This is a genomic window from Streptomyces sp. NBC_00190, from assembly GCF_036203305.1.
GTDB lineage: Bacteria > Actinomycetota > Actinomycetes > Streptomycetales > Streptomycetaceae > Streptomyces.
Map to the genome: position 1 here is coordinate 1176486 of NZ_CP108131.1, position 16059 is coordinate 1192544.

At 72.4% G+C, this 16059-nt stretch carries 14 protein-coding genes; 6 read left to right on the plus strand and 8 right to left on the minus strand.

Annotated elements, in window-relative coordinates; translation table 11 throughout:
- Positions 1-92: 92 nt before the first annotated feature.
- From OG429_RS05910 to OG429_RS05935, 6 genes are all read right to left on the minus strand, one after another.
- Positions 93-242 (minus strand): hypothetical protein, encoded by a 150-nt coding sequence (locus OG429_RS05910; RefSeq protein ID WP_328924221.1) that lies wholly within the window; start codon positions 240-242, stop codon positions 93-95.
- A gap of 11 nt (positions 243-253) precedes the next feature.
- Entirely contained in the window at positions 254-481 is a 228-nt protein-coding gene (locus OG429_RS05915) for a DUF397 domain-containing protein (protein WP_405681472.1), read from the minus strand.
- 142 nt (positions 482-623) lie between these two features.
- Positions 624-1799: a thiolase domain-containing protein gene (locus tag OG429_RS05920; RefSeq protein WP_328924223.1), complete on the minus strand. Its 1176-nt coding sequence runs from the start codon at positions 1797-1799 to the stop codon at positions 624-626.
- On the minus strand, positions 1796-2863 hold the full coding sequence (locus tag OG429_RS05925; RefSeq protein ID WP_328924224.1) for a thiolase domain-containing protein: 1068 nt from the start codon (positions 2861-2863) through the stop codon (positions 1796-1798). Before OG429_RS05925 ends, OG429_RS05920 begins: the two co-directional genes overlap by 4 nt.
- Positions 2863-3825 (minus strand): Zn-ribbon domain-containing OB-fold protein, encoded by a 963-nt coding sequence (locus OG429_RS05930; protein ID WP_328924225.1) that lies wholly within the window; start codon positions 3823-3825, stop codon positions 2863-2865. Before OG429_RS05930 ends, OG429_RS05925 begins: the two co-directional genes overlap by 1 nt.
- A 209-nt stretch (positions 3826-4034) precedes the next feature.
- Positions 4035-4835, minus strand: a complete 801-nt coding sequence (locus OG429_RS05935) for a crotonase/enoyl-CoA hydratase family protein (RefSeq protein ID WP_328924226.1) — start codon at positions 4833-4835, stop codon at positions 4035-4037.
- Positions 4836-5000: 165 nt separating this feature from the next.
- Between OG429_RS05935 and OG429_RS05940 the strand changes: the two genes are divergently transcribed.
- The 3 genes from OG429_RS05940 to OG429_RS05950 all read left to right on the plus strand — a co-directional run bounded on the left by OG429_RS05940 (position 5001) and on the right by OG429_RS05950 (position 10084).
- The gene (locus tag OG429_RS05940; protein WP_328924227.1) at positions 5001-6632 is read left to right on the plus strand and encodes an acyl-CoA synthetase; all 1632 of its coding nucleotides are present in this window, start codon (positions 5001-5003) and stop codon (positions 6630-6632) included.
- 275 nt (positions 6633-6907) lie between these two features.
- Positions 6908-8461, plus strand: coding sequence for an alpha/beta fold hydrolase (locus tag OG429_RS05945; protein WP_328924228.1), 1554 nt, complete (start codon positions 6908-6910; stop codon positions 8459-8461).
- Between the two features lie 78 nt (positions 8462-8539).
- Positions 8540-10084, plus strand: a complete 1545-nt coding sequence (locus OG429_RS05950) for an alpha/beta hydrolase (protein WP_328924229.1) — start codon at positions 8540-8542, stop codon at positions 10082-10084.
- Between the two features lie 74 nt (positions 10085-10158).
- Here the strand turns inward: OG429_RS05950 and OG429_RS05955 are convergent, their stop codons facing one another.
- Entirely contained in the window at positions 10159-11019 is an 861-nt protein-coding gene (locus OG429_RS05955; RefSeq protein ID WP_328930172.1) for an alpha/beta fold hydrolase, read from the minus strand.
- Positions 11020-11126: 107 nt separating this feature from the next.
- Between OG429_RS05955 and paaK the strand changes: the two genes are divergently transcribed.
- The 3 genes from paaK to OG429_RS05970 all read left to right on the plus strand — a co-directional run bounded on the left by paaK (position 11127) and on the right by OG429_RS05970 (position 14354).
- A complete protein-coding gene (gene paaK, locus OG429_RS05960; protein ID WP_328924230.1) occupies positions 11127-12455 on the plus strand; it encodes a phenylacetate--CoA ligase PaaK in 1329 nt (442 codons plus the stop codon).
- Between the two features lie 159 nt (positions 12456-12614).
- Positions 12615-13385, plus strand: a complete 771-nt coding sequence (locus OG429_RS05965) for a YhjD/YihY/BrkB family envelope integrity protein (protein ID WP_405681471.1) — start codon at positions 12615-12617, stop codon at positions 13383-13385.
- An 87-nt stretch (positions 13386-13472) separates the two neighbouring features.
- Entirely contained in the window at positions 13473-14354 is an 882-nt protein-coding gene (locus OG429_RS05970; RefSeq protein WP_328924232.1) for an oxidoreductase, read from the plus strand.
- Between the two features lie 71 nt (positions 14355-14425).
- Here the strand turns inward: OG429_RS05970 and OG429_RS05975 are convergent, their stop codons facing one another.
- Complete coding sequence (locus OG429_RS05975; protein WP_328924233.1) at positions 14426-15961, minus strand: fatty acyl-CoA synthetase; 1536 nt, start codon at positions 15959-15961, stop codon at positions 14426-14428.
- Between the last annotated feature and the right edge of the window lie 98 nt (positions 15962-16059).

A 16059-nucleotide genomic window follows, 5' to 3' on the forward strand; every position in this document is an offset into this window, starting at 1 on the left:
CGCCGCGCTTCGGGCGGCAGTGCGCGGTGGCCGTCGGGGCAGATCGCTGCGGTCAGCCGCAGCCGGCTTCCGGGGCGGTCCAGGAAGTCCCGCTAGCGGCCCGGCAGTTCCTCCAGCCGGTGGATCCGGCCGTGCTCGGCCCGGCGGACTCCCGCGCTCGCGGCGGGCGACAGCCGGAGCCCGGCCGGCGCACCATCGGGCCGACGGCTCCGCGCCCCCGGTGGTGCGCCGCGCGCGGTCACGGCGGGGGAGGCTAGGTCAGGTCGAACTCGCCGCCCCGCGCGTCCAGTACGAACCTGCGCCACTCGTCCGGCGCGAAGATCAGCGATGGGCTTTCGGGGCGCTCGCTGTTGCGCATCGCGATGAAGCCCTCGACGAAGGCGATCTGGACGTCTCCCGCTCCCCGGCTGCTCGACTGCCACTGCGCCTCGGTGAGATCGAGGTCCGGCTTGCCCCAGCCAGCGAGGGGTTGTGAAGTCATGCTCTCGGCCACGTGCGTGCTCCTCCCGGTACGTCGTCCGGGGGCAAGGTTAACCATCGCGGCGGGTGCCGCACAGGGCACGGTGAGTCACCCGTGGCCGGTCCGGCCCCCCGCCCGTCCCCGTCGGGGGGCCGTCTTTCGTTCAGGACTCGGGCGGCTCGGCCCCCACCAGCCACATGGAGAAGAACTGCGCGCCGCCACCGTACGCGTGCCCCAGGGCCCGGCGGGCGTCCGGAACCTGGTGTTCCCCGGCCTGGCCGCGGACCTGGAGGGCCGCCTCCGCGAAGCGGATCATGCCGGAGGCGCCGATCGGGTTGGTGGACAGGACACCCCCCGACGGGTTGACCGGAAGGTCACCGTCGAGTTCGGTGACCCCGGCCTCGGTGAGCTTCCAGCCCTCGCCCTCCGCCGCGAAGCCGAGGTTCTCCAGCCACATCGGCTCGTACCAGGAGAACGGCACGTACATCTCGACCGCGTCGATCTCCCGGCGCGGGTCGGTGATCCCCGCCTGGCGGTAGACGTCGGCCGCGCAGTCCTTGCCGGCCTGCGGGGAGACGAAGTCCTTGCCCGCGAAGAGGGTCGGCTCGCTGCGCATGGCCCCGCCGTGCACCCAGGCCGCGGGCTTCGGCGAGCGGGCCGCGCCCTCCCGGTCGGTGAGGATCATCGCGCAGGCGCCGTCCGAGGAGGGGCAGGTCTCGGAGTAGCGGATCGGGTCCCACAGCATCGGCGAGGCCTGGACCTTCTCCAGGGTGATGTCGTGCTCGTGCAGGTGCGCGTAGGGGTTCTTCAGCGCGTTGCGCCGGTCCTTGTACGCCACCAGCGAGCCGACCGTGTCGGGGGCGCCGGTGCGCCGCATGTACGCGCGCACGTGCGGGGCGAAGAATCCGCCCGCGCCCGCCAGCAGGGGCTGCTGGAAGGGGACGGGGAGCGAGAGGCCCCACATGGCGTTGGACTCGGACTGCTTCTCGAAGGCGAGGGTGAGGACCGTCCGGTGGACGCGGGCCGCGACGAGGTTGGCGGCGACGAGCGCCGTGGACCCGCCCACCGAACCGGCCGTGTGCACGCGCAGCATGGGCTTGCCGACGGCGCCGAGCGCGTCCGCCAGGTACAGCTCCGGCATCATCACGCCCTCGAAGAAGTCGGGGGCCTTGCCGATGACGACCGCGTCGATGTCCGTCCAGCTCAGCCCGGCGTCCGCGAGGGCGCGCAGGGCGGCCTCCCGGACGAGGCCGGCGATGGAGACGTCGTGCCGGGCGGCGACGTGCTTGGTCTGGCCGATGCCGACGACGGCTACGGGTTCCTTGCCCGACGTGCTCATGCGGGGTCCCCTTCCAGGACGGCGACCAGGTTCTGCTGGAGGCAGGGGCCGGAGGTGGCGTGCGCGACGGCGCGGTCGGACTCGCCGCGGTGGATGCGGGCGGCCGCCTCACCGATCCGGATCAGGCCCGCGGCCATGACCGGGTTGGCGGCGAGCGCACCGCCGGAGGGGTTGACGGCGACGCCGTCGCCGAGCCCGAGGACCTTGCGGAGCACGACCTCCTGCGAGGAGAACGGCGCGTGCAGTTCCGCCGTGTCCACCGGGGCGTCGAACACCCCGGCGCGCTCGGCGGCGGTCCGGGTGGACGGGGAGTCGGTGAGGTCGCGCAGGCCCAGGCCGTGGGCCTCGATGCGGTGGTCGATGCCGGTGATCCAGGCGGGGCGCTCGCACAGCCGCCGGGCGGTGTCCCCGGCGGCGAGGATCACGGCCGCCGCGCCGTCGCCGATGGGCGGGCAGTCGCCGGTGTGCAGCGGGCGGACCTGGTAGTCGCCCTGGGGCACCGGGCCCCTCAGCTGGGCGTGCGGGTTGGCCTCGGCGGCGGCCCGGCTGCGGGCGCCGATGGCCGCCAAGGAGGGCTCGTCGGTCTCGCCCGCGTCGATCAGGGCCTGGGCCTGGAGGGCGGCCAGGGCCACCGAGTCGGGCCAGAGCGGGGCGAGGTAGTACGGGTCGAGCTGCCGGGTCAGGACGTCCCGTACCGGCCCCGGCGAGGACTTGCCGTACGAGTAGACGAGCGCGGTGTCGGCCTCGCCGGTCTGGATCTTGACCCAGGCTTCGTAGAGGGCCCAGGCGCCGTCCATCTCGACGTGCGACTCGGAAATCGGCGGCCAGGCCCCGACACCGTCGAGGGTCATGGTGAAGGAGAAGGCCCGGCCGGCCAGGTAGTCGCTGGAGCCGGAGCAGGTGAAGCCGATCTCGCCGGCCTTCAGGCCGGTCCGGGCCAGCACCTGGTGGAGGACCGGCATGACCATCTCGACTTCGCTGAGTTCGTCGGTGCGGCGCAGGTGGTCGCTCTGCGCGAAGGCGACGACGGCCACGTCGCGTGCGTGCCTGCTCGTCCTGGGCATCAGATGAGCTCCTTGTACGCGTCGTAGTCCGCGTCCGGCTCGCCGGTGGGGCGGTAGTGGTCGGGGTAGCGGCCGCCTTCGGTCCACACGGGTTCGACGCGCAGGCCCATGCGGACCTGGTCGTACGGGATGCCGCCGATCCGGCCGTGGAGGGCGAGGCCGGCGCCGTCGAGGGCGATGTGGGCGTAGACGTAGGGGACTTCGATGTCGAGGCCGCGGGCCTTGATGTTGACGATGCAGTACGTGGTGACGGTGCCGGCCGGTCCGACCTCGACCTGGTCGGTGGTGGCGACCCCGCAGGTGGGGCAGGCCCCGCGCGGCGGGACGTACACCTTGTGGCAGGAGGGGCAGCGCTCGCCGATGGTCTTCTGCTCGGAGAGGCCGCTGATGTAGGCGGTCTGGGCGCGGCCGGGGCTGTACGTGTAGTCCAGGCGGGCCGGGGCGACGATGCCGGTGACGGGCTCCGCGAAGACCCCGGCGTGCGGGGCGGCTCCAGGGCCGGCGGGGCCCTCGTACGGCTCGAAGCAGGCGATGTCGGTGATCGCCCCGGTGCGCTCGGCGGCCCACCGCACGCGCACCCGCATCCCGGTGCGCACGGATTCGGGACCGGGGGCGTCGAGGGCGTGCAGGAGGGCGGTGTCGGCGCCGTCGAGCGTGACCAGGACCCAGGCGAACGGCGTGTCGAGGGGCTGGTTCGGGCGGGGCAGGCCGTTCCAGGCCCAGGTGGTGACGGTGCCGGTGGCGCCGACCTCGACGAGTTCGCGGATCTCCTCGGCGGTGCGGGGGTCGTACTCGACGGGCGGCACCATTACGGTCCCGTCGGAGGTCTTCACGCCGAGCACGAGCCCTTCGCGCAACCCGGTGAGGAACGCGGACTGCACGGGCCCGAGGGACCGGGTGAAGGGGAACTCGACGACGAGCGGCGCACGGAGCACGTCGGGCGAGGGCACGGTGGCTGTCACGGGTGGCTCTCCGATTCTCGTAGCTGTGGGGGGAGTTTGAGACGGGTGGCGGAGCCCGACATCCGGTCCCGCCGTCGTTTGAGGCGCGGGGTCTGGGGCGGAGCCCCCAAACCGGCCCCGCCGGCGTTTGAGGCGGGGCCGGATCGGAGCCCCGGCAGCGGCGCCGCACCCGGACTTCCCTGGCCCGCCCGGCGACGGGCCCGGCGGGCCTACTCCCGGCGGTACACCGCGGGCCTCTTCTCGGCGAAGGCCCGCGCCCCCTCCTTGGCATCCGCCGTGTCGAAGACCGGCCAGCCCCGCAGGAGTTCGGACGCCAGCCCCTCCCGCTCCGTCAGCTCGGCGGTCTCGTAGACCGACGCCTTGACCGCCTCGACGGCCAAGGGCCCGCACGCGTTGACCTGCTCCGCGATCTCCAGCGCCGCCTCCAGCGCCGTACCGTCCGGCACCACCCGCCCGACCAGCCCGATCCGCGCCGCCTCCGCGGCGGAGTACGGACGCCCGGTCAGCAGCATCTCCAGGGCGTGCGTACGCGGGATCTGACGCGGCAGCCGGACCGTCGAGCCGCCGATCGGGAAGAGCCCCCGCTTGACCTCGAAGAGCCCGAAGGTGGCCCCCTCCCCCGCCACCCGGATGTCCGTGCCCTGGAGGATCTCGGTCCCGCCGGCCACGCAGTAGCCCTCCACCGCCGCGATCAAGGGCTTGCGCGGCCGGTGGTGGCGGAGCATGGCCTTCCAGTGCAGGTCGGGGTCGGCCTTCAGCCGGTCCCGGTACTGGTCGCCCGCCATCCCCTTCCCTGCCAGCGCCTTGAGGTCCATGCCGGCGCAGAAGTCCCCGCCCGCGCCGGTCAGCACCACGGAGCGGATCGCGTCGTCGGCGTCCGCCTCCAGCCACCCGTCGTACAGCCCCACCAGCAGCGGCAGCGAGAGCGCGTTCTTCGCCTCGGGCCTGTTCATGGTGAGCACCAGCGTGGCGCCGTGCCGTTGCACGGTCAGGTGTTCCGTCCCACCCATTGCCGTCCTCCCGTCTCAAGACCTAGAACAGGTTGCAGTAGGGGCGGGTGCAGTTCAATAGTTTTCTGACACACAGTCAGATTTCTTGGGCGGCTCCCTTCCCACTTGCCCTCGGCGGCGCTGTAATGACCGCCCGAGCAGACAGCCATGGGGTCAGGAGGAACGGTGGAGTACAACCTTGCCGACCTGTTCGAGTCGGTGGTGGACGTGGTTCCGGACCGCGAGGCCCTCGTCTACGTGGACCACCCGGGGACCGGCGCCGAGCGCCGCCTCACGTACGCGGAGCTGGACTCGGCGGCGAACCGGATCGCGCACCACCTGCTGGCCAGCGGCTTGACGGCCGGCGAGCACCTGGGCCTGCACCTCTACAACGGGATCGAGTACCTCCAGACCGTCCTGGCCTGCCTGAAGGCCCGGCTGGTCCCGGTGAACGTCAACTACCGGTACGTGGAGGAGGAACTGGTCTACCTCTACAACGACGCCGACCTCGCCGCGCTGGTCTTCGAGGGCGAGTTCACCGAGCGGGTCGCGGCCGCGCTGCCGCAGACGACGAAGCTCCGGCACCTGATCCGGGTCGGCGACGCTCCCGAGGGGGCCCCGGAGCCTTCGATCGCGCCGGTCGCGTACGCGGACGCCGAGGCGGCCGGCTCGCCCGGGCGCGGTTTCCCGCCCCGCAGCGCCGACGACCTGTTCATCATCTACACCGGCGGTACGACCGGCATGCCCAAGGGCGTCATGTGGCGGGCGGAGGACCTCTTCTTCGCCGGGCTGTTCGGCGGCGAGCCGTCGGGCGAGCCGGTGAAGCGGCCCGAGGAGCTGGCCGAGCGGGTCGCGGCGCGCGGCGCCGGGCTGACCTTCTTCCCCGCTCCCCCGCTGATGCACGGGACGTCCACGCTGACCTCGTTCATCGCCTTCAACTACGGGCAGCGGGTGGTCATCCACCGCAAGTACGCGCCCGAGGAGGTGCTCCGTACGATCGAGAAGGAGAAGGTCTCCAGCGTGTCGCTGGTGGGCGACGCGATGCTGCGGCCCCTCATCGACGCGCTGAACGGCCCGCTCAAGGGGACCGACCTGTCCTCGCTGTTCAGCGTCTCCTCATCCGGCGCGATCATGTCTGAGACGGTGCGCGCGGAGTTCCAGCGGCTGGTTCCGAACGTGCTGCTCCTGAACAACTTCGGGTCCTCGGAGTCCGGATCCAACGGACGGGCGACGAACGACTCCAGCCCGGAGAAGGGCTTCCGCCTGGAGGTCAACGACCGTACGCAGGTGGTGGACCCGGTGACGCACGAGCCCGTGCCCGTGGGCGAACCGGGCCGTCTCGCGCAGCGCGGCCACGTCCCGCTCGGCTACTACAACGACCCGGCGAAGACCGCCGAGACCTTCTTCCAGAAGGGCACGGAGCGCTGGGTGCTGCTCGGCGACATGGCCACGGTGGACGAGCAGGGCATCGTCACCGTCCTCGGGCGCGGCTCGCAGTGCATCAACACGGGCGGCGAGAAGGTCTACCCGGAGGAGGTCGAGCAGGCGCTGAAGTCGCACCCGGACGTGTACGACGCCCTGGTCGCGGGCGTCCCGGATCCGACCTGGGGCAGCCACGTGGCCGCGGTGGTGCAGATCCGGGCGGGCGCGCCGGAGCCGACCCTGGACGAGATCCAGAGCCACTGCCGCACCCGGCTCGCGGGCTACAAGATCCCGCGCCAGCTGGTCATCACCCCCGCCATCCAGCGCTCCCCGAGCGGCAAGGCGGACTACCGCTGGGCCAAGACGGTCGCGACCCGGGCGGACACGGCCGGCTAGCTAGGGCGTGTCGTCACCTTCCCGTCGTCGCCCGAAGGGCGGCCCCGAGTGTGACGACAGGCCCTGGGGCCTGTTGAGACGTCGGTGACCTGGCCGGTTGGCCGCCCTGGGGAAGGTACGGGCGGCCGACCGGACGGCCCGGGCCACGGGGTTGCGACCCGCTCCGGGTGCGCGCGAACGCGCCACCCGGTAGCGTCGGAATCGTGCGTTCCGCCCAACCGCTGGGCCCTGGCCCGGCAGGGCCGCCGCCGATGTCGGCACAGGAACGAGACCACATGCCAAAGCACAGCATCCGCGCGGTGACTGCCGCGGCCGCTCTGGTCTGCCTGACGGGATTCGGCCCCTCACCCGGCGGCGGCGCGTCACCCCCCGCCCAGCCCGCCGGGCCCAGCCAGGCAGCCCCGTCCCGGTTCGTGCCCGGACCCTGCCCGAAGCCGCCCGAGCCCATCGAAGCGCTGAGCGGCGCACGGTGCGGCTTCCTGGAGGTCCCCGAGAACCGCTCCCGCCCCGGCGGCCGGACCATCAAGCTGGCCGTCGCGGTGATTCCGGCCGTCACCCCCGCCAAGCCCGCACAGGACCCCGTGGTGTTCATGGCGGGCGGCCCCGGTGCCGACACGTTCGACGACATCCCGTTCCTGGTCGGCTCCGGCCTGAACAAGGACCGCGACCTGATCATCATGGCCCAGCGCGGCAACCTCTACGACCGGCCGAACCTCGCCTGCCCGGAGATCGACCGGTTCAACGCGCGGGCCGTGGGCCTCGGCTACGACTCGCAGCAGGCGGAACAGCTCATGGTGAAGGCGGTCAAGGACTGCCGCAGCCGCCTGACGGCCGAGGGCATCGACCTGAGCGCCTACAACACCACCGAGAACGCCGCCGACTTCGCCGACCTGCGCAAGGCGCTGGGCATTCCCCGGTGGAACGTCTACGGCTACTCCTACGGCAGCAACCTGGCCCTCACGTACCTGCGCCTGCACCCCGAGGGCATCCGCGCGTTCGCGATCGACTCGATCACGCCTCCCCAGCACGTGACCCTTCCGTGGACATGGGCCAGCACCGCTGAGGGGATCGACAACATCCTCGAGGCGTGCGCGGCCGAGCCCGCCTGCAAGGACCGTTACCCGGACGTCCGCCGTACTCTGACCGAACAGGTGCGCAAGCTGGAAGCACACCCCCTGACGCTGAACGTCGCGCCGCCCGGCGGAGGGAAGCCGGTCAAGGTCGTCCTCGACGGCGGCGCGCTCCTGAACCTGATCGTCGCCTTCACGCCCAGGCCCGAGGACCTTCCGGCGGCGCTCGACGAGCTCAGCAACGGAAACCCGCAGCGCTTCGCGCAGGCCCGCGCGGCCGGCTCGGTCCAGAAGGTCGGCATGTTCGCGCACGGCCTGACGGAGTCGGTGGTGTGCGGTGAATGGGCGCCGGGGTACTCGGAGACCGACGTGCTGAAGGCGGGGCGCAAGACCTACCCCGGGTGGCCGGACACGGTCCTGGCCCAGGTGCCGCAGCTTCCCTTCCAGTACCCGGCGTGCCGCATCTGGAACGTTCCGGACCGCGCGGCCGCCCAGCGGTTGCCCACGGTCAGCTCGGTGCCGGCGCTCGTCATCTCCGGCACGTTCGACGTGAAGACGGGGGCGAGTTGGGCGAAGGACGTGGCCCGCAACCTGTCCCGCTCGACCTCCGTGCTGGTCCCCGGAATCGGCCACTGGGTGGTCCCGCAGTCGCCGTGCGCGCAGAGCGTGCTGGCCTCGTTCTTCGCTCGCCCGACCGCGCCCGACACCGCTTGCGTGGACGGGCTCAAGCCCAAACCGTTCACGATCATCCCGAAATGACCGGGAGGGCAGATGACACGCCACCAAGCGCCCAGTCGTCGCCGCACCGCACGACGACTCCGGGCCACGTCGGCCGGTATGGCGACCGGTCTCCTGGTCACCGGCCTGCTCGCAGCGTCGGCTCAGGCGCAGTCCCGCACCGGCACCACCCCCACTCCCGGGGCGCCGATCGGCACGACCGCCCGGACGGTGGGCGACGCGAGCTACGAACCGGGCCCCTGCCCCAAGACACCGGAACCGATCAAGGCCCTCGAAGGGGCCCGCTGCGGAACGCTCACCGTGCCCGAGAACCGCGCCAAGCCGAACGGTCGAACGATCGAACTCGGTGTCGCGATCGTGCCCGCGGCCGCCGACAAGCCGAAACCCGACCCGATCGTCTGGCTCGCGGGCGGACCCGGGGACGACGCCGTGGGCGAGGCGAAGATGGCGGTCGACGGCGGCCTGAACCGCGACCGTGACGTGATCCTCATGTCCCAGCGCGGCACGTACTCGGCCGACCCGAATCTCCTGTGCCCCAACATCGACGAGTTCAACGCACGCTCGGTCGGCCTCGTCTACGACGCCCCATCCACCGGGCGCCTGCACGTCGAGGCCACGAAGGCCTGCCGCGACAAGCTGGCGGCCCGCGGGATCGACCTCAGCGCCTACAACGACACCGAGAGCGCCGCCGACTACGAGGACCTGCGCAAGGCGCTGGGCCTGGCACAGTGGAACCTGTACGGCATCTCCTACGGCACCCACCTGGCGCTGGCCTACATGCGCCTGCACCCCGAGGGGCTCCGCTCGGTGGGCATCGACGGCATCCTGCCGCCGTCCAAGGCCGGCTCGGCGGCGACCTGGAGCAGCGCCCGGCAGGGCTTCGACGGCCTGTTCAAAGCCTGCGCGGACCAGCCGGCGTGCAACAGGCGCTATCCGAACCTGTCGGCCACCTTCGACAAGCTCGTCCGCGACCTCGAAGCCCATCCGGTCACCACCACCGTCACGCTCCCCGGCAGCGACAAGCCGGTGAAGGTCGTACTGGACGGCGGAGCCCTGGTGAGCTGGATGACCTCGGCCACCCACGTGGCACCCCAGGTGCCCGCCGCGCTCGACGAACTGGCCCACGGCAAGCCGCAGCGGATCGCCCAGCAGTACGCGGGCGGCAAGCTCAGCCCCCAGGCCATGGGAAGGGTCGCGCACGGTCTCGTCTACGGCGTCTTCTGCAGCGCGTGGACGCCGTACGAGAGCCGGGATGCCGCGCTCCGGGGCGGACAGGAGACCTTCCCGACCTTCCCCCGCTCCGTACAGGCCCAGGCCCCGCAGCTCGCCTTCCTCCACCCGGACTGCGACGCCTGGAACGTCCCCGCGGCGGCGCCCTCGATCCGGGACGTCACGCGCGGCGACATCCCCACCCTCGCCCTGTCGGGCGGCTTCGACTCCCAGACCGGGGCCGACAACGGGCCGTACGTGGCCCGCACGCTGCCCAAGGCCAAGGTCGTCACGGTCCCCTACGAGCCGCACGTGGTGTTCGCCACCTCGAAGTGCGCCCAGGAGATCGCCGTCTCCTTCTTCGACGACCCGTCCGCGCCGAAGACCGGATGCCTGAAGAGCCTTAAGCCGCCCGAGTTCGAGATCGGGCCCTGAAACCGCTCGCGGTCCGCTCCGCCGGCCCTCGGGCGCCGGGCGGGGCCCGGTCAGGCCCCCCGGGTGTCCCGGGGTCAGGCTCCGCAGGACAGGAACCGCTCCACGCGGGCCGCGAACCACTCCGGGTCGTCCAGCCACGGGAAGTGGCAGGCCTGGGGCTGGACGTCGACCGCCCCCCGTGGGAACAGCGCGGCGAGCTCGGCCGCCAGCGCCGGCCGGGGGTTGCCGTCCAGTTCCGCGGCCAGGACCAGGACCTCGCCCTCGACCTGGCGGAGCCCCGCACGGGTGGCGGGCGGGTCGAAGGCGCCGGGGCCCGCGTAGGCCTCGGCCGCCTTCCCGTTCTGCTGGTGCTCGCCCGCCGCCCAGTGGGCCTGGACCTCCTCGTCCCAGCGGCCGTGGAACAGCGGCGCGGCCAGGTCCCAGTCCTCGTCGCCGCGCCCTCCTCGGCCGTCGCCCGCCAGGATCCGCTCGTAGGCCGCGATGGCCGTGTCGTAGGGCTCGCTCCCGGCCCGCAGCCGGGCGGCTTCCAGCCGGTGCTCCGTGGTGACGGGGAGGTCCACCGCCCACGCGGTCGGAGTGACCAGGACGAGCCGGCGCACCCGGTGCGGATGCGCGGCCGCGTAGAGCTGGGCCAGGTTGCCGCCGGCGGAGTGCGCGAGGAGGTCCATGCGCTCCAGGCCCAGGTGTACGCGCAGCGCCTCGACGTCGGCGACCTGGTGGTCGACCCTGTACGTGGACTCGTCCACCGGTATCGCGGAGGCGCCCGTGCCGCGCAGGTCGAGGAGGACGAGACGGCGGCTCGCCGTGAGCCCGCCCAGGTCCGCCATGTACTCCGAGGCGCGCATGGCGCCGCCCGGCAGGCAGACGAGCGGCTCGCCCTCGCCCCGGACGTGACAGGCGAGTTCGGTTCCGTCGTAGGTGTTGAAGACAGGCATGCGGGCCATCACATCAGACGATCACTCGTTCGAGTCATTGATTTACGGGGCAGGGGCCTGGCAATCTACCGAATGATCGGTTGGTGGACTCACGATGAGGTGACGGCATGGCGGCATACGCGGATCTCCACGACGAAGGCGAGCGGCTCAGCGGCGACGAGCTGGCCGCCCTCCAGCTGACGCGGCTGCGCGCGACCCTGCACCGCGCCTACGACCGGGTGCCGTTCTACCGGCAGGCCTTCGACAAGGCCGGCGTGCATCCCGACGACTGCGGCTCCCTCGCCGATCTCGCCCTGTTCCCCTTCACCACCAAGACCGACCTGCGGGACCAGTACCCCTTCGGGATGTTCGCCGTGCCGCGCTCCGAGGTGCGCCGCATCCATGCCTCCAGCGGCACCACGGGGCGCCCCACGGTCGTCGGGTACACCGACGGGGACCTGTCGACCTGGGCGGATGTCGTCGCCCGGTCCATACGCGCGGCGGGCGGCAGACCCGGTCAGATCGTCCACATCGCCTACGGCTACGGGCTGTTCACGGGCGGCCTCGGCGCGCACTACGGCGCCGAGCGGCTCGGCTGCACGGTCGTGCCCGCCTCGGGCGGGATGACGGACCGCCAGGTCCGGCTCATCCAGGACTTCGAGCCGGAGGTCATCATGGTGACCCCCTCGTACATGCTGACCCTGCTGGACGAGATGGAGCGCCAGGGCATCGATCCGCGTTCCACCTCGCTCAGGACCGGGATCTTCGGCGCGGAGCCGTGGACCGAGGAGATGCGCCGGGAGATCGAGGAGCGGCTGGGGATCGACGCGGTGGACATATACGGCCTGTCCGAGGTGATGGGACCGGGCGTGGCGCAGGAGTTCGCGTCGAGCAAGGACGGGCTGCACATCTGGGAGGACCACTTCTACCCGGAGGTCGTCGATCCGCTGACGGGCGCGGTGGTGCCGGAGGGCGAGCCCGGCGAGCTGGTGTTCACCTCCCTCACCAAGGAGGCCATGCCGGTGATCCGCTACCGCACCCGGGACCTGACGCGGCTGCTGCCCGGCACGGCCCGGCCCGCCTTCCGCCGGATGGAGAAGGTCACGGGCCGCAGTGACGACATGATCATCCTGCGCGGGGTGAACCTGTATCCGACCCAGATCGAGGAGATCCTCCTGCGGACGGCCGGTCTGGCTCCCCACTTCCAGCTGCGGCTGACGAAGGAGGGCCGGATGGACGCCCTGACGGTCCGGGTGGAGGCGCGCCGGGAGGCGGACGCCGCCCGGCGGGAGGCCGCGGGCGCCGCCGTGGTGCGGGCCGTCAAGGAGGGGATCGGGGTCTCGGTCCGGGTGGAGGTGGTCGAGCCGGAGACGCTGGAGCGCTCGGTGGGCAAGATCAAGCGGCTGGTGGACCTTCGCGGTGCCGGGGAGCGAGGGGAGACTCGGCCGGGCGGATGAAATGTGACACAGCCACCCCTTCGGGCCTATTTCGAGGCGGCTCCCGGGAGCAGACGGGCCCGCCCGGGTAGTGCATGAGGCGTGACCTCGATCTTCCGGCGGCTCTACGACCGGCTCCAGGGCTCGGCTGTAGGGCTGGCGTGGAGCCGCGGCCGTGAGATGGAGCTGATGCACCGGGCGATGGGCTTCGCGGCCCTCGGGTTCCTCACCCTGGTGCCGCTGCTGGTGGTCGTGGCCGCCGCCGCGCCCGGCAGCGGCTCCGGCTTCGGCCGCTGGCTCGGCCAGGCCCTCGGGGTCTCGGCGTCCTCGCGCGCCCGGGTCGAGATGCTGTTCGCCGCGGCGGACCTGGCGCTGGAGCGGACCACCGCCTTCGGCCTGGCTGCCCTGGCCGTCTTCGGCCTGACCTTCGGCTCCGCCGTGCAGACCGGCTACGAGAAGGTCTGGGACCTACCGACCGCCCGCTGGCACACCATGTGGCGGCATGTCGTGTGGCTCGCCCTGCTGGTCTGCTACCTCGCCCTGCTCGTCGCCATCCCCCCGCCGTCCGACGACGTCTTCGGCACGATCCTGGGCACCGTGGGCGACCTCGTCGGCACCTGCCTGTTCTTCATCGGCTCGCAGCGGATGCTGCTCGGCGGCCGGGTCCGCTGGCGCGCCCTGGTGCCCGGGGCGGTGGCCACCAGCATCGGCCTGCTCGGGCTGCGCGTCTTCTCGCAGCTGGTGTTCTCCCCGCTGATCGCCTCGAACGCCGTGACCTACGGCCCCTTCGGCACTCTGCTGGTCGTCCAGTCCTGGCTGGTGGGGGTCGGCTTCGTCGTCTACGGCGGGGCCCTCGTGGGCCGGCTCTTCCACGAGCACCTCACCGTGCGCCGCCTCCGGCGGAGCGGGCACCTCCCCTTCGGCAACCCCCCTTCCGACCACCCCTCATGACCCCGGAAGGGGCTGACCTGACCGTGCCGACGATGCCAGGATGTCGGGGGTAACGATCGACGAACACCTTCACCCACAGGGGGATTGATGTCTGTTCAGGACCGGGAGACCAAGGCCGAGGGCCGGGTCTGGCTGATCACCGGGGCCTCGTCCGGCTTCGGCCTGACCCTCACCGAGGCCGTACTCGCGACCGGGGACACCGTGGTCGCGGCGGTCCGCCGCCCCGACTCCCTCGCCGCGCTGGCCGCCGCCCACCCCGAGCGCCTCGTGCCGATCGCGGTGGACGTGACGGACACGGCGCGCGCCGAAGAGGTCGTCGGCGAGGTGGTGAACCGTTTAGGCCGGATCGACGTCCTCGTCAACAACGCCGGACGGGGTCTGCTCGGCGCGGTGGAGGAGACCTCCGACACCGAGCTCCGCGAGCTGATGGAGCTGCACTTCTTCGGCCCGGCGGCGCTCACGCGGGCCGCGCTGCCGCACATGCGGGCCCGGAAGTCGGGTGCCGTGGTGCAGATGAGCAGCATGGGCGGGCGGCTCGCCTTCCCCGGCGTCGGGGCCTACTGCGCGACCAAGTTCGCGCTGGAAGGCCTGACCGAGGCGCTCGCCGGCGAGGTCGCCGCCTTCGGCATCAAGGCGCTGATCGTGGAGCCCGGCTCCTTCCGTACGGGCTTCACGAGCGGAAACGCCCTGCGGCAGACCACGGCCCTGCCCGCTTACGAGAACGTGGTCGGCCCGGTGCGCCAGGGCATGCCGGCCACCGACGGCCACCAGCCCGGCGACCCGGTCAAGGCGGCTGCCGCGATCCTCGCCGCGCTGGATGCCGAGAACACGCCGCTGAGGCTGGTGCTGGGCAACGACGCGGTCGACTTCATCACGGCCCGCGATGACGCCACCCGCGCGGAGGCCCAGGCCTGGGAGTCGGTCAGCCGCGGCACGGACTTCGACGGCGCGCCCACTCCGGCGGCGTAAGCCGTACGGGCGGCAGCCCCGGGAGCCGGGCCCGTCCGGGCTCCCGGGGCCGTCACCGCGAACGCCGGGCGTCAGGCAGGCGGCGGCGCGGCGAAGCGGTCGCGGAGTTCACGCTTGAGGATCTTGCCGCTGGCGTTGCGCGGGAGGGCGTCCACGAACAGCACCCGCTTGGGGGCCTTGAAGTGGGCCAGCCGCTCCCGCGCGTACGCCATCAGCTCCGTCTCCGTCACCTCTCCGCGCGGCACCACCACGGCCGTGACGGCCTCGATCCACCGCTCGTCCGGCAGCCCGACCACCGCCGCCTCGGCCACCCCCGGGTGGGTGTACAGCACGTCCTCGACCTGCCGTGAGGCCACCAGCACACCGCCGGAGTTGATGACGTCCTTCACCCGGTCGACGACCGTGAAGTACCCCTGCGCGTCCCGCACCGCGAGGTCCCCCGAGCGGAACCAGCCGTCCCGGAAGGCCCGCTCCGACGCCCCGGGGTCGTTCCAGTACCCCAGGCACAGCTGCGGCGACCGGTAGACCACCTCGCCCGCCGTACCGTCCGGGACGTCCTTGCCGTCCTCGTCGACGACCTTCGCCTCCACGTGGCGCACCGGCCGCCCGCAGGAGTCCATCCGTCCCTCGTGCTCCTGCGGCCCCAGCACCGTGGCCAGCGGACCGATCTCGCTCTGACCGAAGCAGTTGTAGAAGCCGAGGCCCGGCAGCCGCTCCCGCAGCCGCTCCAGCACGGGCACCGGCATGATCGAGGCCCCGTAGTACGCCTTGCGCAGCGCGCCCAGCTCGCGCACCGCGAACTCCGGGTGGTTGGCCAGGGCGATCCACACCGTCGGCGGCGCGAACAGGCTGTCCGCCCGCCCCGCCTCCACCAGGTCGAAGATCTGCTCCGCGACCGGCGCGTCCAGGATGGTGTTCTCCGCGCCCACCGCCAGGTACGGCAGCAGGAAGACGTGCATCTGTGCCGAGTGGTAGAGCGGCAGCGAGTGCACCGGCCGGTCGTCCTCGGACAGGCCGAGCGCCTCGATCGCGCTCTCGTACTCGTGGACGAGCGCCCGGTGCGTCATCATCGCGCCCTTGGGCAGGGCGGTCGTCCCCGAGGTGTAGAGCAGCTGCGCCAGCCCGTGCGCGTCCCCGCCGGGCCGAGGAGCGGGCGGCTCGGCCGGCTCCGTCGCCTGCGCCGCCTGCGTCAGCTCCGCCAGGAAGGAGCCGGGTGCGTCGCGCAGCGGCCGTACGGGATACCCGCCGGGGATCCGCCCGGCCAGATCCGGATCGGCGAGGACCAGGGCGCTGGTGCAGTCGTCCAGGATGTACGCGAGGTCCTCGCCGGTGAGGTTCTGGTTGACCGGTACGTGCGTGAGCCCCGCCCGGGCGCAGGCGAGGAAGACCAGGAGATAGGCGTCGGAGTTGTGCGCGAAGGTGGCGACGCGGTCACCACCGGCCAGCCCGTACCGCTCCCGCAGGACGGCGGCCCCGGTGGTGACGGCCGCGTCGAGCTCCGCGTACGTCCAGCTCCGCCCGCCGTAGCGGACGGCCACCCGGCCGGGGGTCCGCCGCGCGCTGTCGTGTACCAGTCCGTCGACCGTGTTGTGCCGCACTGCCGTCATGGCGTGATCCTCGCCTCCTCCCCGCCCGAGGTCAATGACCGGATACCAAACGGGATGTTGACAGATCATCGGACTGCCTGCATGAGTGTGGGGGCACG